We start from the raw sequence: 23,168 nt of genomic DNA on the forward strand, positions 1-23,168 counted from the left end.
AGTTTGAGGTGCAATTCCTCTTATTTACTCGACTGAGAGGTCGGTAGACAAAATAATTGTCTACCTCCTACTCGATTAAATATTAGTCTAAAGAATCATGAAATTTTGAATAGAGTATTTCTTTTTCAATGCATTTTCCAACAGAATTAAATAAATTTCTATAGCTTTCATAAGTTAGGATGAATTCTTGAGATATATTGTTTTTATCGATATATATAATTTTATGATCATCAGTTAATGATGGATCTTCAGGATCACTTAAAGTCTTTAATTGAAATCCCCAATAGTTACAGAGAGTGATAAAAGCTATGTCTGCATTGATAATTTTTTGAAACCAATCAGAATCATCTGAATCATTGATAGCACAAACATCTTTATATAGTTGAGAATTTCTATCTTGCATTACTATGGTAGATAAAGGAACTTCAAGAATTTCTGAAATTTTTTTTAATACTTTAATAGATGGCTCTCTTTGCCCAGATTCATATCTCTGCATACTAGTTTGTGATAGGCCTATTAAGTCTGCCAATTCCTGTTGAGATAATTTTTTATCTTGTCTAAGTTTACCTATAAAATTACCTATTAATTTACTCATATTAGATTCCCCTTTTATGTATTAATAATTCAATAATATATCAATAAAATTATAACATTAAAATGTTTTTCAGAGAAAGTTAAAAAAATTTCTATAAAATAAAAAAGTACTTGATAAAATTATGGAAAGAACTTATAATGTATCCAAGAGGAATGAAAATTCGTCAAAGGAATTATAAGGAGGAAATTGGAAAGATTAACGTAATATGTGATATATATGATGATTTAAACAATGAGGAAAAAATAATAAAATTAATTGATGATACTTTAAAATCAACTGATGGAACTTTATATTTGAAATTAGGATATACAGTAGGGATATTAAAAAAATATTATTATGAGCCTTATATTAAAATATCAAAAGTTGATGGCTATATTACTGAAGAAATGAAAAGGCTAAGTTATTCATTGAGTGAATTAAAGAAGTGCACACACGATAAGGTACACAATAATAAATTTATATATAAATCTTTTAATACAACATATTTAAGAGATTGTGATGATGATGAGTGGTGCCCTAAAATGCCTCGTTTTGTTTCAGATTATGACAAATATATTAGAATACTAGAAAATAGAGTTATGGAATATTTTAAATGTGAGGTTGACCAATTTTATGACACTTTTGTGAAAAGCGAAGAGATATTTTACAGAGATGTTCATAGTATATATATTAGAGCACAGGATTCATATCTTCATAATAATTCGGTAGGTCAATGTTATTATTTTGAAATAATTCAGATGGGAGCTAGATATTATGCGGAAAGCTAAAAGAGCGTTAAGATAAATTTAAACAGTTATACGATTAAATGACAATTATGAACAATTAGTAATGGGAGTCATATTGGGGAAATATTACTTGGTTATGATAACATCAAATTTCTTATTGTAAAAAAGAAGTTATGAAAGTCTAAATAAACATTTATAAAATATTTCAAATTGATATTAAATAATATATGAAAGTTAATTACTATTGTAATATCAATATGATAATGAAACTTTTGTAAGGAGGATTTTTATATGGCAAAGATGAGTATACATAGGGCATTGGCTGAATTGAAGCTTTTAGATAAAAGAATTGAAAAAAGAATAGCCAATAGTGATTTCATAGGTATTAAAGGGAAGGCTGCAAAATTTGTTTATAACACAACATTACAGGATGATGAGTTTATTTCCAAGGCAGTTGCAGATTATCAAGCTATTACTGACTTAATTAAAAGACGTGCCTTAATAAAAAAGCTTATTGTTTTATCAAATTCAAAAACAGAAGTTACCATAGGCGGTGTTAAATATACTGTTGCTGAAGCTATAGAGGCAAAAAAGATAGTTGAAATAAAGAAAAAATTACTTACTAGACTGAAAAGTGATTACAACTATTGTAAAAAGGTCATATCAAATAATAATGAAGAAGTTAATGAAAAAATAGATGAACAGATTAAAGTTATGCTTGGATCTGATAAGCAAAATAAAATCAGCGGATTTCAAGATTTTATACAACAGTATAAAGATAACAATGAATGGATATTTGTAGATGGAATTAATATAGCTGATAAAATTGAAAAGCTTACAAAGGAAATCGAGGACTTTGAAAATAATGTAGATTATGTATTAAGTGAATCAAATGCAATAACACAAATCAGTATTCCAGATTAGGTTTTGATATTACTTTGCAGGCTGCACGAAAATTATAAATTCTATACTCCTATGCTTATAGGTTAATAAGCGTGATATATAATGAAGAGAGACTTCTCAAAAATTGAGATGTAGGAATATATTGAAAGTTTAAATGTTAAATATTAATCATTACAGATCAACGATTAAAGCTTTTTCTATTAAAATTCAAATCTTAAAAAGCAAATTTCTTTAAAATCTTTGGTAAAGGTTAATAGAGCTAGTATAGATTATCTTATAATTTCCTCAAAGCTGTGCAGTCTGCATAATTTATATATACAAAATACGAAACAAACTATTAGAATAAACATACGAAATTACAAAGAAATATAAAGAGGTGAAGTCGTTGATTTATTATACAAGTGATCTTCATTTATGCCATATAAATTTACTTAAGAAAAGCAATAGACCATTTCTTGATATAGAAAATATGAATGAAACAATTAAAGATAATTGGAATAAAAAAATCAATGATAATGACATAGTATATATATTAGGAGATATAGGATTTCCAAGAAAGAAGTAAGAAGTATTTAATATAATTGATTTAGTTAAGAATCTAAAAGGGCATAAAATATTAATAAAAGGAAATCATGACTGGAGACTGCTTAAGTATAAAGAATTCAATGAACTTTTTGAGGAATGCAGCATTTATAAAGAAATAATAGATAACAAGAGAAGAGTAGTTTTAATGTACTATCCACTTGAAGATTGGAATAATAGATATCACGGCAGTTACCATTTATTTGGACATATACATAATAATAAAATATCTGAAATATCTTGTAGATTCAATGTGGGGATTGATGTTAATAACTTTTTTTCTGTAACACTGGATGAACTTATTTTTAATAATAGTAAATAATTATTTTAAATTATATATAGAAATTATATACTGGAGGGATAGTGAATGAAAATGGAGATATCTACAAATGGAGCAATAGGAGTATGTGGCGCACTTTTAGGTGAGGGAGTCTTTCTTACACTATATGTAGAAAAGGAAACTGGTAAAGTGTTTTACTATTCAGAATATGATAACAAAGTTAAAATGATTCATGGTATTAGGCTAACTGATGCAAAAATGGATGTTGATGAAAATATTATTTTAGACAATATAATGAAGTTAAAGTATGGCGAAGGTGTTATAGGTGCAATATTCAGTGAGGAATATGCGATTATGATAACATCAGATTGTACAGCAGAAAAGAGAAACTATGAAAATCTCCATGAATATGCTAAATTTGAGGATATATTCGAGATTATGATTGAGTGTTAGCAGAATATAAAGGCAGCATTTAAACAAACAACACTCTAAGTATTTAGGGGTAGCTTAAAGATGATAGTATAAAATATTCTATTGTAGTTAGAAGTGACAAAAGGTAAATAGTAATTAATGTTGAAGATGTAGTAAAAGACCTGGTATAGACAACTATTAGTAGAGGTGAAATTAAATAATTAAAAACAAGAAATTGGTAGAGATTTAGAATTAATTTCACATAATATATAAAATATTAATGGAGGTTACTTATAAATGAATAATTTTACAGATATATTTAAGACTGGACTGTGTTTTATTATGCTAACTCATATTTAGCTTTTTTTCTTAAATGACATTAACACTAGATTTGATAGTAAAAGGACAAGACTTATTTTAAGATTTGTTTTTATTTTTAGGAAGTGCAATAATAGTGAACTTTATAAAAAATGAGGGGGATAAAATTAACATAGTATTTTTAGATATTGATGGTGTTTTAAATACAGGAAGGAATCAAGATCTTCAGGAACAAAGAGATGGAAAAAGTACTTTTTATCATCAATTTTATTTTGATAAACAATGTATGAGGAATTTAAAAGAAATTATTTTACAATATGATGCATATGTTGTAATTTCATCTTCTTGGAGGATTGAAAAAGATACAATCTATTGGTCAGAAATTTTGAGGAACTTCAGAAAATATCATATTGAAGATAGGATTATAGGCAAGACTCCAAGTTTCAGCACAACAAGAGGAGATGAAATCAAAAAATGGATTGATGATAATGAGAAAAAAGTCAATAAATATATTATTTTAGATGATGAAGATGACATGTTTGGTTTAGAAGATCATCTTGTTTTATGTAATGATTATTATGGTTTTGATGATGATAAAAAGATACTGGCTATAAATATATTGGAAAATGAATACTTAGATAACAAAAACACAGCACATATTAAAAAATAAAATGGACTGTGTTTTTATTATGCTAATTGATATTTAGTTATTATCTTAGTATACATGATATGATTATTTAACAGCAATTAGCAAGTAATAACATAAAATTATTTCATTATGTACACACCTTTCTTTTCTCCTTTTGATAAATAACCAGCCTCACATAAACGATTCATATGGCGCATTAACTGTCTATAGCTTATTCCTATACTTTGTGCAATTTCATTTAAGTTAGTATCAATAATATGATTTTTTCCAATCAGTTCGAGATAACTTTTTAGTTTTTCGATTGATGGAACTTTTTCATTGCAAATACTTTGACTTAGTCCTAATGTTTTATTTACAAGTGTTTTTGAAAGAAACTTATAGAATTTTATATCATTTTCAAGTATATGCTTGTTAGCCTTAAGGGGGATTGCTATGCATGTAATTGTAGTAAGTGCCTCTACATTATTAGGTGTAGGTATTTCAGCTAGGTATTCCATATCTCCTAAAAAGCCTAGGGGTTCGCAGTATGCTATGGTGAATCCATTTCCGTTTCTAGATAAATTATATATTTCTATTCTTCCATCTACAAAGAAAAGAAGGTCCTTAATCTTATTTCCTTCCATATATATAAATTCTCCTTTTTCATACTGGACCAGTTCTGTTTTTATCATTTTGAAATCTGAAAAGCATTCACTTATTTTATATTTAGATATGTATTTTGCTAATAATTTTTTATCATTTATTTTTTTCATATTTATATTGTGACATGTGTCATATTTATTTTCAACAAAATTTCATATTATTAACAATGGACTTTTAAGGCAACATATTATTATAAACATAATATGTTGGTGTTTTTATGTTTATTATTAGGATTTAAGAAAGGATGTTATACATGGAAGAAAATTTATTTGAAAATGCTCCTGTGAGAAAAGCGTATTTTAAATTTGCACTGCCAGTAGTGTTCAGTATGATTGTGACACTTATTTATAATATGGCAGATACATATTTTATAGGTCAGACTGGTGACGCAAATCAAGTGGCAGCTGTATCACTTTGTGCTCCATTATATACTCTTATGATAGCGTTAGGTGATATATTTGGTCTTGGAGGAAGTTCAGTTATATCAAGACTTTTTGGACAAAAAAGAAATGATGACGCAAAACGTATAAGTTCATTTTGTTTTTATTCAGCATTCTTTTGTGGAATTATAGTTACTATTTTAATGCTTGTATTTTCTCATAGTGCATTAAAAATCCTGGGAACAGATGAAGCTACATATGTATTTGCTTCTAAGTATTATAAATATATTGCATTTGGTGCTCCATTTATCATATTTTCATTAGCTCCTTCAAATATTATAAGAACCGAAGGTCTTGCTAAAGAAGTTATGGTTGGAAGTATTCTTGGAACTGTTGTAAATATAATTCTAGATCCTATATTTATTTTAGTTTTAAATATGGGTGTATCTGGAGCAGCAATAGCAACTGTTATAGGTAATATAGCAGCAGACATCTTTTATATTTACATAGTATTAAAGAGAAGTAAGAAGCTTACTATAGCGTTTAATAAATGTCGTGTAAATGCTGGTGAAATGAAAGATATATTTGTAATCGGTGTTCCAGCAGCTCTTACTAATATAATGCAGAGTATAGGGATAATGGCTATGAACAGATCATTATATTCATATGGAAATGATAAGATAGCAGCTATGGGTATTGCAATGAAAGTAAGTATGATAGTTGTTTTAGTTCTTGTAGGATTTTCTTTTGGTGCTCAGCCTTTAATGGGATATAACTATGGAGCTGGAAATAAAAAAAGACTTAAGGAAGTTTTAAAATTCAGTTTTATTTTTCAGGGCATATTATCAATTATAATGGCATTAATACTTATGGTTATGGCAGGGTATATTACAGCAGGATTTATTGGAGATAAGTCTATAATTGAATCAGGAGCATTAATGCTTAGAATTATGCTTATATCTACACCACTTATCAGCGTAATTCTATTAGCTACAGTAATGTTTCAGTCAGCAGGAAAGGCTTTTCCAGCAATGATTTTATCAATTGGAAGACAAGGGGTAATATTTGTTCCTACAGTACTTATTTTAAGAAGACTATTTGGATATTCAGGAGTAATATGGTCTCAGACTTGTGCGGATGTTATTACGTTTATTTTAGCTATGATATTATTTAAAATAACATTTAAAGAACTTTTTACTCATGATAATTAATCGATAAGATTAACAGATGAGGTAAAAAGTAATGTAAATAAAATTAAGAAGTAATATATAAGAGATTAGATGGAAAATTATTGTTTACTAGAATCTCTTTAGATATTACTTCTTTTATATTTATTTTAAGTATATAAGATATATATCTTATTCAATCAGCAAATTTCAAATATATACACCTCTTTCTATACTAATTATTAACGTATTATAAATTGAAGAAGAAAATAAGAAGAAAGAAGAACAGGAGAAACAGATAAAAGAGCAGGTTAAAAAGGAAGTCGAGGAACAGAAATCTAATAATAAAGACATTAATATTAATGTAAATAATAATACTAAACCTGATTCAGTAGTTATTGTTAAAGAAACCATACCTTCTTCTGTATATTATAGCAATAGCTATATATTTCCACAGAGTAGTGACACTTACTTAAGCAAAGGACAGATACAGAGTTTAAGTAACTATGAGCTTGGAATAGCCAGAAACGAAATTTATGCTAGGCATGGATATATATTTAAGTTAGAACAGTTTAGAAGATATTTTGAATCTCAAAATTGGTATGTACCAAGATATTCTAGTGAGAGTAGTATCAATTTAAATTCTGTTGAAATATACAATGTTGACCTGATTAAAAAGGAAGAAGACAGACGAGGGATAAAGTGGTAAGAGTTTTGGTTTAGATAAATATTAGAAAGACAGAGTGTTTTATATGCTCTGTTTTTATATGCAAATATTGGGCTTTAAAATAGATCTTTAGTAAAAAATGGGATATAATAAGGGTTAAGTTCTTTAAAAAATAAGGTAATGAAAAGTATATAGTATGGGAGGAATAAATGATGAAAATGTCGGGAGTAGTAAATTATAAGGTTGAAGAAGTGTTTAATATCTTTAATAATAATGCTAAGAGGGATTTTAAAGACTTTAGAGAAGATAATGCTGTAGGATGTAAAATGGTTAAGGATATTACAACTGGAGGAAAGAAGACTATAAGATGTAATATTGAAATAACAGGTTATAAAAAGAACCTGAAGTACGAAATAACAACATCTAACAAGTATTCAAAATGTGTTTCTACATATACATTTAAACCTCAAACAAACGGAACAACTCTCTTAACATTAAAGGAGACACAGAGTACACCTAAGTTTATGCAGTTTATGACTTTACTGTTTCAAAGATTTTTAGCAAGACAAAGATTTAAGGCATCCTTTAACAATATAATTGAAAGTATAAATAATGAGCTTAAAAGATATCATGAGAATTTAGAAAGAAGCACACCTAAAGAAGAGGCAGTTAATTAATTTATACTTTGATTTAGAGTAGTTATTTTAAATTTTGCTGATAGAAAAATGAAGAGAAGATAAAAGATTCTAATTTTTATCTTCTCTTTACTATTTAGTGTAAAAGTTGCTTGATTACCTTTGGCTGAGTACTCACAGAGTAAGTTCCAATTGCTAAATCAAAGATTTAGACTGTTACTTAAGTTCGACTAACCAAAACAAGTTTTGGAGTATTAATGGAAACTCGATTCGCATTCGCTCACTGAGTAAGTTCGACTGACTAAATATAAAATTTAGAGTCTCACTTATACCCAGTTGCCGTTTTTGAATACGGGAATTTCTGTTCCATCAAATTTTATACCAACTATTTCAGTGTCTTTAGTTCCAATCATAAAGTCTACATGAGTTAATGAAGAATTAGCTTTTGCTTTTAATGATTCTTCTTCAGTCATTTTGTCACCGTCTTTTATACATGATGGATAAGATGAACCTAATGCTAAGTGGCATGAAGCATTTTCATCATATAAAGTATTAAAGAAGATTATATTTGACTTTGAAATAGGTGAATCATAAGGTACAAGAGCAACTTCGCCTAATCTCTTAGAACCTTCATCAGTATTTATTAATTCTTTTAATACGTCTAATCCAGTTTCAGCAGTGCAATCTACAGCTTCACCATCTTTAAATGTTATAGAAAAGTTATTTATTAAATTTCCACAATAGCTTAATGGTTTTGAACTAAATACTGTACCATTTACATCATCCATTTTTGGAGTAGTAAATATTTCTTCAGTAGGCATATTGGCAATGAATTTTACATTATCTAATGAAACATCTTCTCCTCCACACCAAATATGACTTTTTACAAGTCCTACTTTCAAATCAGTTCCAAGAGAGTTTTTGAAGTGAAGGTATTCGAAATTATGTTCATTCAATTCTTTAACTTTTTGATGAAGAAGGTTAACATGTTTGTTCCATGCTTCAATTGGATCGTCTTCTTTAATTCTCATTACTGTAAATATTGCATCCCATAATTTTTTAACAGCATCTTCTGAAGAGCAGTCCGGAAATACTTTTTTTGCCCAGCTTTCAGTAGGGATTGATACTATACACCATTTGTTTTTATTTGAAATACATGCATCATGATAATTTTTTAATGCAGTACGTCTGCTTTTTTGAACTGCAGATATTTTAGAAGGATCAATTCCCTTTAATATATCAGGATCAGATGCAGATATACTTAAAAATGAAGCACCTTTTTCAACATAGTAATCATATTTATCTTTTTCAAACTCTGGTGTGAAAGAAAGTGTTTCAGTTGATGCATTACTAAATCTTATTCTATTAAATTTTTCATCACTATAATTAATAATAACATCTGAAGCACCAACTTTATATGCTTCTTCTGCAATCATTCTTGCAAATTCACTACAATCTATAGGGCTATTTATAACTAAAAGTCCATCCTTTTGAAGGTTTATACCTTTTACTACTGCTAGTTTAGCATATTTTGATAGTAATTCTTTGAACATTTTTTCACCTCTCGTAAATATTAATAATATAAAGATATTATTACACTATTTAGTAGTTTTATCAATCAGGGGGTATTAATTGTAATTTTATTTACTCTTAGTTTAATAAATATATACTTTGTTTAAAAAAATATAGTATAATGAAATGAATAATAACTTTAAATAAGGTGAAAATTACATAATAGCAGCATAGGGAATAAATAATTAGTTCCTGACTATGTTAAAAGAAGTTAAATTAATGTTTAGGAGGATATTATGAAAAGGTTATTAATTTTGGATTCGAACTCACTTATGAATAGGGCTTTTTTTGCATTGCCTCCGTTAACAAATAGTGATGGGATACATACTAATGCCATTTATGGTTTTATGAATATGCTATTTAAGATGAAAGAAGAAATACAACCAGATAGCATAATTGCAACATTTGATTTAAAGGCACCTACATTTAGACATAAAGAATATGCTGAATATAAGGCGGGTAGAAAGAAAATGGCTCCAGAGCTTTATGAACAATTTCCTTTAATAAAGGATTTATTAAAGCTTATGGGGATTAAAATATTTGAAATTGAAGGTTTTGAAGCAGACGATTTAATTGGTACTATTTCTAAATTTGCAGAAGAAAATGATGTTGAAGTATTTGTAGTTACAGGAGATAAAGATGCACTTCAGCTTGCTTCAGAAAGAACTAAGGTTGTGATAACTAAAAAAGGTGTTACAGAAACTGCAGTTTATGATGAAGAATCATTTATAAAAGAATATGAAGTTACACCAACTCAATTTATAGATGTAAAAGGTCTTATGGGAGATAAATCAGATAATATTCCAGGGGTACCAGGAGTAGGTGAAAAAACAGCTTTTAAGTTAATAAAAGAATATGGAAGTATTGAAGAAGTATTAAAGAATATTGATAATATTTCAGGAAAAAAACTTAAAGAAAATCTTGAAAATAATATGGATCAGGCAATATTCTCGAAAAAGCTTGCTACAATAATGAGAGAAGTACCAGTAGAACTTACAGTAGAAGATATAACTACTATGGATAAAGAAGATATGGCTGAAATTAAGAAGATGCTTTTAAAGCTTGAAATGAAATCAGTTCTTTCAAAATTTAAAACTGATGATGAGCCAGAAGAATGTAATGTAGAAATTGAGAATATAGATAGTATTGAGGGATTGAAAGATTTAATAGAACAAGTTAAGAATAGAATATTTATAGACTATACATTAAATAATGCATCAAAATATTCTAAGCTTGATTTAGAATACTTATTCTTAGGAAAAGAAAACAAAGGCTATATTATAGATTTTAAAGTAATAAGTTTATCTGCAAGGGAAGAGGCTATAAATTTATTAAAAGGATTAATGGAAGATGATTCTATAAATAAAGTAATTCATGATGGAAAGAACCTTGTAACGTTTTTAAATAAAAATAATATAAAAATAAAAGGGTTTGATTTTGATACAGCAATAGCTGCATATTTAATAGATTCATCAAAAAGTAAATATGAAATATTAGAACTTGTAAATCAATATATTGGAGATAATCCAGGTGGAGAAGGAGTAAATCTAAAAGGAATACTTGTAAGTTATCTGCCTGAAATTTATAACATATTAAAAGATAAAATACATGATGAAAATATGGATGAACTTTATTATAATGTAGAACATCCACTAATATATGTTCTTTCATCTATGGAAAGTTCAGGATTTAACATAAATGCGGAGATGTTAGATGAACTTCAAGTTAAATTTAAAAAAGAAATTGAAGAAACTCAATCAGAAATTTATAAATTAGCAGATGAAGAATTTAATATAAGTTCACCAAAGCAGCTTGGAAAGATTTTATTTGAAAAACTTGATTTACCAGTCATTAAGAAAACTAAGACTGGATATTCAACTAACCAGGAAGTTTTAGAGAAACTTATGGATAAACATGAGATAATACCTAAGATAATGTATTACAGACAAATTACAAAGATTAATTCTACTTATGTTGAAGGTCTTAAAAATGTAATTGATGAAGATGGAAAGATTCATTCTAACTTTAATCAAACTGTTACTACTACAGGAAGATTATCAAGTACAGAACCAAATCTTCAAAATATTCCTGTAAGACATGAGATGGGTAAGGAAATAAGAAAAGTATTTATCCCAATGGAAGAGGGAGATATCCTTGCTTCATGTGATTACTCTCAAATAGAACTTAGAGTTTTAGCACATATTGCAAATGATACTAATATGATAGATGCTTTTAAACATCATAGTGATATTCATACTAAAACTGCATCGGAAGTATTTAAAGTACCAGTTGATGAAGTTACACCACTGATGAGAAGTAGAGCAAAAGCAGTTAATTTTGGTATAGTATATGGAATAAGTGCATTTAGTTTAGCCCAAGATTTAAAGATAAGTAAAAAAGAAGCTGAAGAATATATGTCAATATATTTTGAAAGATATCCAAAGATAAAAGGATACCTTGAAGATGTTGTAAATGAAGCAAAAGATAAGGGTTATGTTCTTACTATTTTAAATAGAAGAAGATTTATTCCAGAAATAAAATCATCTAATAAAATTGTTAAAGCACTTGGTGAAAGACTTGCCATGAATGCACCAATTCAAGGTAGTGCAGCTGATATAATTAAATTAGCAATGGTTAATGTATATAATAAGCTTAAGGAAAAAAATCTTAAGAGTGAATTAATACTTCAAGTACACGATGAACTTATTTTGAATGTTAAGAAGGATGAATTTGATACTGTTAAGGAACTAGTTATATCAGAAATGGAAAATGCAATAAAGCTAAGTGTAGCTTTAGATGTAGATTTCAATAGCGGTTATACATGGTATGAAGCTAAATAGTAGTAGAATAAAAAGGGTGGTTTAGGTAAAATGATTAAATTTGGACTTACAGGAGGAATAGGCACTGGAAAAAGTACAGTATCTAAAATATTTATAAGTGAAGGTATAAAAGTAATTGATGCTGACCTTATTGCGAGGGAAGTTCTTGAGAAAAATCCTTCTATATATGATACGATACGTGCTGAATTTGGTTCTGGATTCTTTGACTGGAGAGGAGAATTTAGAAGAAGAGAATTTGGAAATCACATATTTAGATTTCCTAAGCAGAGAGTAAAGTATGAATCTATAATAATGCCTTACATTAAGGAAACTATAGATAAAGAATTTGAACAACATGAAAAGAACGGAGAAAAGCTTGTTGTTTTAGATGCACCTACATTAATAGAAAATAAGATGCATGAAGATATGGATTATGTAATACTTGTGTGTGCAGATAATTCAGTTCAGATTCAGAGAATAATGAGCAGAGATAAATTAACTAAGTCAGAGGCTGTAAGCAGGATAAATGCTCAAATGCCTGTAGAGCAGAAAAAAGAATTTGCTAATATAATTATAGATAACAATAATGAACTTATTGAAACACAGAAGCAGGTTTATGATTTAATTGATTTTATGAAATTAGTAAGTTAAGTAAGGAGAAAATGATGAAGTTCCTAAAAAAGATTTTATGTCTGCTGATAGTATTATTTATAATTGCAGCAGGTTTTAAATATATAGTAAAAGAAAAACTTTTTCCTTACAAATACCCTGAATATGTAAATCAATATGCAAAGGAATATGATTTAGATCCATTTTTTATACTAGCAGTAATTAAAACTGAAAGTAACTTTGATGATAATGCTCATTCACATAAGAATGCTATAGGTCTTATGCAGATAACAGTAGAAACTGGTGAATGGGCGGCTAAACAAATGGGATATACTTCATTTAATAAACAAGATTTATATGATGAAAAGTATAATATACGAATGGGATGCTGGTACTTAAGATATCTAAGTGACATGTTTAATGGTAATAGAGATTTTATTGTTGCTGCATATAATGCTGGACCTACGAATGTTCAGAATTGGTTAAGTGATAAAAAATATTCAAAAGATGGAAAGACATTAGATTATATTCCTTTTGGAGAAACTAAGAAATATGTGGATAAAGTTAATACTTATTATAGTGTGTATGAATATCTTTATGGAGAAAATAATCGGCACTTTGATGTAGATAAAATACTGGAATTAATTCAAGGTATATTAAATGTTCATTTTTCAAATGTATATTAGGAATTGCCTCAATAATTAAATTTAATTATTATTTTATTTAATTATTGAGGTAAAAAGCTTGAAATTAATTTAAAAAAGGATTATTATTTATAGGTAATCATTTTGCAAGTGTGGTGGAATCGGCAGACACGCAGGTTTAAGGAGCCTGTGCTTTCAAGGCGTATGGGTTCAAGTCCCATCACTTGCACCAATTCAAGGGTTTAGTATTTCCCAATTCGTAAAAAAGCGCACAGGCTTATTTGTTAAAAGTAAACAAGGCCTGTGTGCTTATTTTTTTGTTTTGACAAAGAAATAGTAAATAGTTCTTTTAAAATTATTAAAAGATATTTATGATATAATAATTTTCAGTTATATTAGTATGAATATTAATTTTATTTGAATTGGAGAGGAACATGAAAAATAATAAAAAGCCAATATTTATAATTATTTCAATATTACTTGTACTATTTATATCAGGTGGAATAGTATATTATAATATAGCACCGTATTATAGAAAGATATATAGCGCAAAGATGTGGTTTAATGTAGAAGAAACAAATGGTGAAAAGGTGCTTCTGAATTTTGTAAACAATAAGCTTAGCAGTCAGGATGGAGGAGTATATACTAATTATATTAATGAAAGCTCTGATGGTGATATAACAAAAGGCCATGCAGTACTCTCAGAATCACAAGGAATAATGCTTTTATATGATTTAGAAAAAAATAATAGGGATAATTTTGATATTACTCTTGATTATATAAAAAATAATATGATGCTTCCCAACAATTTGTTGAGCTGGAGAGTAAATGGAGGTGAAGAAACAAATACTTCAGCTACAATAGATGATTTAAGGGTAATAAAAGCTCTTCTACTTGCAGATGAAAAGTGGAATGATAAAAATTATAGAAAATTTGCATTAAAGATAGCAGATGGTATTCAAAAAGAATCCTTAGATAAAGAAAATTATGTACTTACCGATTTTTATGATGGGTATAACAAAAGTGATACAACTACATTATGTTATCTTGATCTTCCAACATTAAGGATGCTTGCAAATTTGGATTATTTTAAGTGGAAAAAAGTATATGATAAGAGTATTGAAATTTTAAATAGTGGATACATAAGTGATAAACTTCCTTTGTACAGAAAAACATATTATAGAAATACTAATACTTATGATGAAAATGCTGATGCTGATACATTGTTGTCTATGATAGTAGTGTTAAATAAACTTCAAGAAGGTCAAGATGTAAGTACTACAGTTGAATGGATAAGAAAAGAATTTCAACAGAATGGAAAGGTATTTGCAACATATAATATCGAAGAAGGTATTCCTTCGTCAGAATTTGAATCAACATCTGTATATGCTATTATAGTTCAAATTGCATCAATAATTGGCGATGAAGAAATTCAGAAGTTTGCTATGGATAGAATGAAAGAGTTTCAAATAAATAATACGAGTAGCAAAATATATGGGGGATTTGGTTCAGAAGATGGAACTAATGTATTTTCATATGATAATTTAAATGCTTTACTTGCATATAGATATTATAGAGTAAATCAACAATAGATAATATAATTAAGAATAATCTTTTAGATTATACAGTAACAATGGATGGAAGAAAGATTATTATAACAGAATTTTATGATTCTATAGAATCATAGAAAAATGTATGGATAAAGACTGAAATTGATTGTTTTAAAATTAGTTTATAGTCTTTATTTTGCATGTAACATATTAATAAATATAGTTTAAAAATTCTTATTAAGAGTAAAAAACGTTCAATTGGATTTTATTACTGTAAGATAATTCTTAAAATAATGACTATTAGTCATTTTTTATGATATAATTTATTCTAAGAAGAATTCGGTAGAGGTATGAAACATGAAAAATATATTCAAAATTTTCAAGAAGGATTTAAAAAATATATTTACAAATTGGGTGGCTATAATAGTTGTTTTTGCTATAATGGCTATTCCATCGTTATATTCTTTAGTAAATATAAAAGCGAACTGGGATCCTTATGGTAATACTAAGGGAATGAAAATTGCAATTATAAATAACGACAAAGGAACTACATTTAAGGATAAGGATATTAATTTAGGAGAACAGTTGGTGGATAAGCTTAAAGATAATGACACTATAGATTGGCAGTTTGTTGATAATGTAGATGAAGCGAAAAAAAATCTTATTATGGAAAAATATTATGCCACAATAGAAATTCCGGAAGATTTCTCTGAAAATGTTACTACTTTGGTTGAGAAAGATGTTAAAAATCCTAAATTAATTTATACAGTTAATGAAAAGATGAATGCTGTTGCGCCTAAAATAACTGATACTGCTGTAGATACTGTTAAAACTCAACTGGATCAGAATATTGTAAAAACAGTAACTGGTATTGTGTTTAGATTATGTGATGAAATTGGAATAGATATAGAAAATAACAGACCAGAACTTAGAAAAATTATAGATAAAGTATATGATTTAGATGAAAATATGCCTGATATTGAAAAGACATTAGATGCATCTATAGATGGAACTGTATCAGTATCTGAGCTTTTAGAAAAGATAAATTCAGTAATTCCCAATATAAATGATATGATCCAAACAGGGAATGATTTTATTAATGATAGTCAAGAAAGACTTAATAATGCACAAGGAAATTTTGATGATGATTCTGATATAATTAAGAAAAATTTAGTATCAGCAGAAAGTTCGTTAGATGATGCAGAAGTTATACTCAAAAATGTTGATGAAAATTTATTACCTGAAACAGCAAAGAAATCTCTTATAACTACTTCAGATACACTTAAAGCATTAAAGGTTACAAATAACGAAGTAATAAGTAAATTAGAAGACATTACAAAAGCTATAGATAAAGTAGATGATATATCAATTTCTAAACCTAAGATTGATGAAAATATTCAAAATCAGGAAGAAATAGCCAAACTTATGGATGTTTATAATAAGCAAGTTAAATTATTAAAAGAGACTAAAAAGAATCTAAAAGACACAAAAGCAACAATAAATGATATTATAGGAAGACTAAACACAATAAATCAACAATTAGATGATATAAAAAGTAGAATTGATAATAAATTAAACGATCTTGAAAACGGAAAGCCACTTGACACTCAAGAACTTACTGATTTTAGAAAAGTATTAGCAGATGTTCATACACATGTATCAAGTGCTATAGAGGATTTTGATTCACAAGTAGTACCTTTTGTAAATGATAGTATTAGCTCATTAAACAATTTATCTGAACAAGGATCAATGTTGTTAGGACAGACTGAAGAACTTATTCCAGATATACAAAATGTTATAGGTACATTTGCAAATGTTTCAGACCAATCTCGTGATGAATTAATTAAGCTAAAGGAAAAGATGCCTGATATAAGAAATCAAGTTCATAAATTAGCAGAAAAACTTAAAGAAATTGATAATAAAGAAGATGTAGATGAATTGCTTGAGCTTATAACAAATGACTGGCAAGCTCAAAGTAATTTTATGGCTAGCCCTGTAGAATTAGAAGATAATAGATTGTTTCCTATACCTAACTATGGAAGTGCAGTTACACCATTCTATACTATATTGTGTTTGTGGGTAGGAGGATATATGCTTTCTATCTTACTTGAAACTGAAGTGGATGAAATGGAAGATGGTACTCGTCCAAAGAAGTATGAAGTGTATTTTGGTAAATGGCTTTTATTCATATTTATAGGAATATTCCAAGCTACTATAGCAAGTTTAGGTGCACTATACATTTTAGGAAGTTATGCTGTTCATCCTGTTATGTTTGTATTTTACTCAATTTTTGTGTCAATAGTATTTATGACAATTATTTATACAGCTGTAAGTTTATTTGCCCATGGTGGAATAATTATTGGAATAGTACTTTTAGTTATGCAAGTTGCAGGTACAAGTGGTAACTTCCCAATAGAGGTTAATCCTGAAATCTATCAAGTTATATTCCCATATCTACCATTTACATATGCTATAAGTGGTATGAGACAAGTGCTGATGGGAATTGTTTATTCAGTCCTATTAAAAGATTTGGCAATCCTTGGTGGAATGATGATAGGATCTATAGTAATAGGAGTAACGTGTAAGAAGTTCACAAATAAGTGGATAGATAAGTTTACTGAAAAATTAAAAGAAAGTAAATTCCTGATTGGATAAAAATTTTGCTTATTAAGAGTACAGAGGTATTAAAAAATGAAAAATATATTGAGGATATATAAAAGAGATGTAAAAAGAATATGTACTAATTGGGCAGCGTTAATAATGGCAATTATACTTGTTATAATTCCATCTTTGTATTCGCTGATAAATATTAAAGCATCTTGGGATCCATATTCAAATACGGGAGGATTAAAAGTTGCTGTAGTAAACAATGATAAAGGTACTGTTTTTAAAGAACAAAATGTTAATGTAGGTGAAGAGTTAGTAGAAAAGCTTAAAGGTAATGATAAGCTAGGATGGGTCTTCACAGATGAAGAATCTGCTAAAAATGGATTGCTAGAAGAAAAATATTATGCAAGTATAGTTATTCCAGAAAACTTCTCAGAACAAGTTACTACAGTAGCTAAAAAAGATGTTGTTAAACCCAAGCTTATCTATACAGTTAATGAAAAAAAGAATTCAATAGCACCAAAAATAACAGATAAAGGAGCTAAAACTGTAAGAAATCAAGTTGATGAAAATGTGGTAAAAACTGTATCAGGTATAATGTTTAGAGTATTAGATGAAACAGGAATTGAGATAGAAGGCAAAAGAGGTGATATAAGAAAAGTAATTAATGAAGTTTGTGACCTTAATGAACAGATGCCAGAGATTGAGAATATATTAGATGAAACTATAAGTGGAACTGATCAGATAAATAATTTACTAAATAAAACTAGTGAATTAATTCCAACAATATCTGATACACTTGGAACAACTAATGATTTCTTAAATAATAGTAAGGAATTTTTAGATACTACTCAGAATGAATTGTCTGATATATCGCCTAGCATAAAGCAGGATTTAGTTTTATCACAAACTGCTCTTGATAATACAAGTGTAAAACTAAAAAATCTTGATGAAAACATAATTCCAGAAGTTGCAGAAAAAACTCTTATAGATGTAAGAGATACAGCAGAAGCTACTAAGGCAACTGCAAAATCAACAAAGGATAAGCTTACTAATATTAAGAAATTTTTAAATAAACTTATAGATTATAATTTGCCTGATCTTAATCTAAATATTGGAGATGATCCAACATTAAATCAAATAAAAGATGATATTAATGCGCAATATGAATCTTTTGATGATATGAAGGATAGTTTTAAAAAGATTAATAAAAGTATAGATAATATTATTAATGTATTAGATAAAGCTGATGATAAGCTTGATTTATTAATAAAAAAATGTAACGAGAAATTAGATGATATTAAAAATGGTGGCGGATTAGATACACAAACATTAACTGATACAAGAGAATTAGTTGATGAAGCAGATTCTTTAGTAAGTGATGTATTAGATAGCTATGATTCAGAAATAGTTAATGGAATTACCAATGCATTTGATTCTGTAAGAGTAATAATAGATAATAGTATGTCAATAGTTAAAGAAGCAAATGATACATTACCACAATTACAAGATGTGTTAAATTCAACATATAATGTTACTGATTATTCACAAGAACAATTAAATAAATTAAAAGAGAAATTCCCAGATTTAAAAGATAAAGTTGGTGAAATATCTGATAAGCTTAAGGAATTTGATGATAATGGGAAATTCGATGAACTTTTAGATATGATAACAAATGACTGGAAGGCACAAAGTAATTTCTTGGCTTCTCCAATTGAAGTTCAAGATAATAGATTATTCCCAATACCTAATTATGGTTCATCAAGTGCACCATTCTACACTATTTTATGTTTATGGGTTGGGGCACTTATAGGTGCAGCATTGTTATCATTCCATGTGGATGAATTAGATGAAGGAATACCATTAAAAAATTATGAAGTTTACTTTGGAAAGATGTTAACATTCCTTACATTTGCAATATTAGAAGCTATAGTTGCAGGAGTTGGAGCAGTTAGTTTCCTAGGGGTTTATGCAGTACATCCTGTTATGTTTGTAGTATATTGTATATTTGTAAGTATTGTATTTACTATAATCATATATACTGCGGCTAGTCTTCTTGATGATGTTGGTAAGACTTTCATAGTTGTACTTCTTGTATTACAACTTGCAGGAACAGGTGGTGTATTCCCTATAGAAGTAGCGCCACCTATATTCCAAAAAATATATAAGTTTCTTCCATTTACATATGCAACTAGTGGAATTAGACAGATTGTTGGTGGAATAGTATATGATATATTTATTAGGGATATTAAGTTCTTATGTCTTTATGCAGGAGTATCCCTAGTATTAGGAGTAGGATTAAAAGGATTATTAAATAAATTATCCGAACCAATATTTGAAAAATTGTATTCTAGTGGAATACTAAAACATTAATTTAGTAAAAATAATAGTTTGATGTAATTTCAAACTATTATTTTTGTTTAAAGATATTTCAGCAAATATAAAATGAATAAGCTATATTATAAATAGAGAATTAGATTAAGTAATTAAAAAATATATACATAATAGTATTTACGTATTCATATAATTAAGTGAATTATATGAATACGTAATTGAGGTGTTATAAGTGGAGAAGGTGAATAATAGGAAAAAGATAAGGTTTATACCACTTGTATTGTCTATTGGTATACCACTCTTATTTGGTGGAATAACATCATTATTTATGCCTAATATGAAAGGTGTATACAGTGAACTTGTAAAACCAATATTTGCACCACCATCTTTTGTATTTCCAATCGTATGGACAATATTATATATAATGATGGGGATTGCAGCTTATAAGGTATATATACTTAAATATGAAGGGATAGATGTTAGTTCAGCATTATTTGTCTATTCAATACAGCTTTTATTGAATTTTTTATGGCCATTTATATTCTTTGGCTTTAGGCTTTATGGAATAGCCTTTATTGAATTGATAATTTTGGTTCTTTTTGTAATTCTGACAATAAAAAGATTTTATGATAAGGCAGGAAAGGAAGCAGCACTACTTATGATTCCATATTTAATATGGTTAGTTTATGCTGGTGTACTTAACTTTTATGTATGGATGCTTAATGAAATGTAATTATTAATTCAGTTAACAAATAAAAATCTATAAGATTTTTCACCTTAAACTGTTAATTGTTACTTGTTAACTGTTAACTGAATGTTTTGTGTGAAGCTGGTTTTATTTTGGAATTAGTGTTAATATATATATTGCTGAAAATAATAACCGAGAGGAGGAATTAAAATAGCATGGCGAAAGTTATTATTGCTGAAAAACCATCTGTTGCGAAAAATATTGCAGATGCGTTTAAGATAAAAACTAGGAAAGATGGCTATTTTGAAGGCAACGGCTATTATATAACGTGGGCATTTGGGCATCTTTTGCAGCTTTTTGATGCAAAAGACTATGATGAAAATATGAAGGGATGGAGATTTGAAAAGTTTCCTTTTATACCAGAACATTTTTTATATAAGGTAAAATGCGACGGCGTTGATAGAACGATAGAAGATAAAGGTGCTAAAAAGCAACTGGGAATAATTAAAGATCTTATAGATAAAGATGATGTTGATGGGATTATTTCAGCTACAGACTTTGATAGAGAAGGACAGGTAATAGCAGACGAAATATTTGATTACTTTAAAGTTGAAAAACCTATATATAGATTATTGCTTAATGAATGGACTCCTGATGAAGTTAAAAAAGGAATGGAGAACTTAAAAGACAATAAGGAAATGCAGTCATTACAAGATGCAGGTATAGGAAGACAGTGGAGCGATTGGATAATAGGTATTAATCTAACTTCTGTAAGTACATTAAAGTATAAATTTGAAGAAAATAAAACAATTAATATAGGAAGAGTTTTACTTCCAACATTAAAGATTATTTATGATAGAGATAAAGAAATAGAGAATTTTACGGCAACTACTTATTACAAATTAATAAGTAATTTTAAGAATTCTAATAACGAAGAATTTGAAGGATTATATTATGAAAATGAATCTGAAAAATTCGATAAAAAAGAGGATTTGAATAAATTGCTACCAATGCTTGAGGGAAGCACTGCAAAGATTATTGATAAGCAAACTGAATCTAAGAAGGAATATCCACCTTATTTATTTAACTTATCAAATCTTCAAGGATATATAACAAGTAAGTATAAGGGATGGACATCTGACAAAGTTTTAAAGGTTGCACAATCTCTGTATGAAAAGAAACTTACAACATATCCAAGAACAGCAAGTGTTGTACTAGAAGAAAGTTTAGTAGATAGAGCAAGAAAGGTTTTAGAAACTCATAAAACTGGACTTCCATATGAGAATGAAATAAAATTTACAAAATCAAAAAGGATTTTTGATAGTTCAAAAGTTGAAAGCCATAGTGCTATAACTCCTACATATATTAAGCCATCTGGACTTAGTGCAGATGAAAAAATAGTATACGAGGCTATAAAGAATAGATTTATAATGCAATTTATGCCTATAGCACAATATGAAGAAACAAAAGTTACTCTTAAAAGTAATAATCCTGAAGTAAAAGGAACATTTATTTCAAAGGGCAAAGTTAAACTTGTAGAAGGATGGAAGGTAGTAGAAAAAATAGAAAGTAAGGATGTTATCCTTCCCAAAATAGAAGTAGATGAAAATGTAGATGTAATTAAATCAAAGGTAAGTTCAGTTACTAAAAAACCTCCAAAGCATCATACAGAAAAAACACTTCTTAGAGTTATGGAAACCTGTGGAAAAGGTGTTGAAGGAAAAGAAGATTCTGAAGAGATGATGCAAGCTATATTAAGTGGATTTAGTATAGGAACACCAGCTACAAGAGCAGAAACTATAAAAAAACTTAAGGATATAGGGTATTTAAAAACTAAGGGAAAAAGTCTTATATGTACAGAGCTTGGAAGAAATATAGTTGAAATATTTCCAGTAAAAGAGCTTCTTGACCTTGAATATACAGGAAGACTTGAAAAAACTCTTTCAGATATTGAAAAAGGAAAGTTTGCAAAAAATGATTTTATTAAGTTGATCACAGATTTTACTATAAAGTCTGTAGAACTTATAAAAAATGATACAGGAGCTTTATCAAGATTTAAGGTGGAAATACCCGAAGACGTTGAAAATATAGGACCGTGTCCAATATGCGGAAATCCAGTAATAGAAACTGAAAAGTCATTTAGTTGTAGTAATTGGAAAAATGGATGTAAGTATACTATATGGAAAGATGACAAATATATAGCTTCTTTTGGTAAGAAGGTTTCTAAGGAAATGGTACAGCTTCTTTTAAAGAACGGTAAAGTTGGATTTAGAAATTTAAAGAGTAAAAAAGGTAATACTTTTTCTGCATATTTCAGATATGAAAGAAACGAGCAGACAGGTTATTTAAATTGGAAAATAGAATTTATTTAATATTTAAAATAAATAGATGA

At 28.0% G+C, this 23,168-nt stretch carries 20 protein-coding genes and 1 tRNA gene; 18 read left to right on the forward strand and 3 right to left on the reverse strand.

Annotated elements, in window-relative coordinates; genetic code table 11:
* Positions 1-82 precede the first annotated feature (82 nt).
* A complete protein-coding gene (locus HF850_RS04375; protein ID WP_169104261.1) occupies positions 83-595 on the reverse strand; it encodes a helix-turn-helix transcriptional regulator in 513 nt (170 codons plus the stop codon).
* A gap of 110 nt (positions 596-705) precedes the next feature.
* On the opposite strand from HF850_RS04375, the gene HF850_RS04380 reads away from it, so the two are divergent.
* The 6 genes from HF850_RS04380 (at position 706) to HF850_RS04405 (ending at position 4,484) form a co-directional block, all read left to right on the forward strand.
* A complete protein-coding gene (locus HF850_RS04380; protein ID WP_169104262.1) occupies positions 706-1,362 on the forward strand; it encodes a hypothetical protein in 657 nt (218 codons plus the stop codon).
* Between the two features lie 249 nt (positions 1,363-1,611).
* The gene (locus HF850_RS04385; RefSeq protein WP_169104263.1) at positions 1,612-2,244 is read left to right on the forward strand and encodes a hypothetical protein; all 633 of its coding nucleotides are present in this window, start codon (positions 1,612-1,614) and stop codon (positions 2,242-2,244) included.
* 364 nt (positions 2,245-2,608) lie between these two features.
* Entirely contained in the window at positions 2,609-2,788 is a 180-nt protein-coding gene (locus tag HF850_RS04390; RefSeq protein ID WP_169104264.1) for a hypothetical protein, read from the forward strand.
* A 165-nt stretch (positions 2,789-2,953) separates the two neighbouring features.
* On the forward strand, positions 2,954-3,127 hold the full coding sequence (locus tag HF850_RS04395; RefSeq protein WP_169104265.1) for a hypothetical protein: 174 nt from the start codon (positions 2,954-2,956) through the stop codon (positions 3,125-3,127).
* Positions 3,128-3,172: 45 nt separating this feature from the next.
* A complete protein-coding gene (locus HF850_RS04400) occupies positions 3,173-3,538 on the forward strand; it encodes a hypothetical protein (RefSeq protein ID WP_169104266.1) in 366 nt (121 codons plus the stop codon).
* Positions 3,539-3,950: 412 nt separating this feature from the next.
* Complete coding sequence (locus HF850_RS04405) at positions 3,951-4,484, forward strand: HAD domain-containing protein (protein ID WP_169104267.1); 534 nt, start codon at positions 3,951-3,953, stop codon at positions 4,482-4,484.
* 98 nt (positions 4,485-4,582) lie between these two features.
* Here HF850_RS04405 and HF850_RS04410 read toward each other — a convergent pair whose 3' ends face one another.
* Positions 4,583-5,215, reverse strand: coding sequence for a cyclic nucleotide-binding domain-containing protein (locus tag HF850_RS04410; protein ID WP_169104268.1), 633 nt, complete (start codon positions 5,213-5,215; stop codon positions 4,583-4,585).
* 143 nt (positions 5,216-5,358) lie between these two features.
* Between HF850_RS04410 and HF850_RS04415 the strand changes: the two genes are divergently transcribed.
* From HF850_RS04415 to HF850_RS04425, 3 genes are all read left to right on the forward strand, one after another.
* Positions 5,359-6,696 (forward strand): MATE family efflux transporter, encoded by a 1,338-nt coding sequence (locus HF850_RS04415; RefSeq protein ID WP_169104269.1) that lies wholly within the window; start codon positions 5,359-5,361, stop codon positions 6,694-6,696.
* 400 nt (positions 6,697-7,096) lie between these two features.
* Positions 7,097-7,360 carry a YARHG domain-containing protein gene (locus tag HF850_RS15660; protein WP_347564402.1) on the forward strand — a complete coding sequence of 88 codons (264 nt, stop codon included), beginning with the start codon at positions 7,097-7,099 and terminating at the stop codon, positions 7,358-7,360.
* 167 nt (positions 7,361-7,527) lie between these two features.
* Positions 7,528-7,995, forward strand: a complete 468-nt coding sequence (locus tag HF850_RS04425) for a DUF3284 domain-containing protein (protein WP_243159401.1) — start codon at positions 7,528-7,530, stop codon at positions 7,993-7,995.
* Between the two features lie 284 nt (positions 7,996-8,279).
* On the opposite strand, the gene HF850_RS04430 is transcribed toward HF850_RS04425, so the two are convergent.
* Positions 8,280-9,506: an aminopeptidase gene (locus HF850_RS04430; RefSeq protein WP_169104270.1), complete on the reverse strand. Its 1,227-nt coding sequence runs from the start codon at positions 9,504-9,506 to the stop codon at positions 8,280-8,282.
* A gap of 255 nt (positions 9,507-9,761) precedes the next feature.
* On the opposite strand from HF850_RS04430, the gene polA reads away from it, so the two are divergent.
* The 9 genes from polA (at position 9,762) to HF850_RS04475 (ending at position 23,148) form a co-directional block, all read left to right on the forward strand.
* On the forward strand, positions 9,762-12,365 hold the full coding sequence (gene polA, locus HF850_RS04435) for a DNA polymerase I (protein WP_169104271.1): 2,604 nt from the start codon (positions 9,762-9,764) through the stop codon (positions 12,363-12,365).
* A gap of 30 nt (positions 12,366-12,395) precedes the next feature.
* Positions 12,396-12,995 carry a dephospho-CoA kinase gene (coaE, locus tag HF850_RS04440; RefSeq protein WP_169104272.1) on the forward strand — a complete coding sequence of 200 codons (600 nt, stop codon included), beginning with the start codon at positions 12,396-12,398 and terminating at the stop codon, positions 12,993-12,995.
* Positions 12,996-13,009: 14 nt separating this feature from the next.
* Positions 13,010-13,639, forward strand: a complete 630-nt coding sequence (locus tag HF850_RS04445; RefSeq protein WP_169104339.1) for a lytic transglycosylase domain-containing protein — start codon at positions 13,010-13,012, stop codon at positions 13,637-13,639.
* Positions 13,640-13,743: 104 nt separating this feature from the next.
* Positions 13,744-13,829: transfer RNA gene (locus HF850_RS04450), tRNA-Leu, on the forward strand.
* Positions 13,830-14,031: 202 nt separating this feature from the next.
* Positions 14,032-15,189, forward strand: coding sequence for a glycosyl hydrolase family 8 (locus HF850_RS04455; protein ID WP_169104273.1), 1,158 nt, complete (start codon positions 14,032-14,034; stop codon positions 15,187-15,189).
* A 315-nt stretch (positions 15,190-15,504) separates the two neighbouring features.
* Positions 15,505-17,802 (forward strand): YhgE/Pip domain-containing protein, encoded by a 2,298-nt coding sequence (locus HF850_RS04460; RefSeq protein ID WP_169104274.1) that lies wholly within the window; start codon positions 15,505-15,507, stop codon positions 17,800-17,802.
* Between the two features lie 36 nt (positions 17,803-17,838).
* Positions 17,839-20,127, forward strand: a complete 2,289-nt coding sequence (locus tag HF850_RS04465; protein ID WP_169104275.1) for a YhgE/Pip domain-containing protein — start codon at positions 17,839-17,841, stop codon at positions 20,125-20,127.
* 202 nt (positions 20,128-20,329) lie between these two features.
* Positions 20,330-20,821 carry a TspO/MBR family protein gene (locus HF850_RS04470; protein WP_169104340.1) on the forward strand — a complete coding sequence of 164 codons (492 nt, stop codon included), beginning with the start codon at positions 20,330-20,332 and terminating at the stop codon, positions 20,819-20,821.
* 170 nt (positions 20,822-20,991) lie between these two features.
* Complete coding sequence (locus HF850_RS04475; protein WP_169104276.1) at positions 20,992-23,148, forward strand: type IA DNA topoisomerase; 2,157 nt, start codon at positions 20,992-20,994, stop codon at positions 23,146-23,148.
* The last annotated feature ends 20 nt before the right edge of the window (positions 23,149-23,168 follow it).

This window comes from Clostridium sp. SM-530-WT-3G (assembly GCF_012843905.1).
Classification (GTDB): Bacteria; Bacillota; Clostridia; order Clostridiales; family Clostridiaceae; genus Clostridium.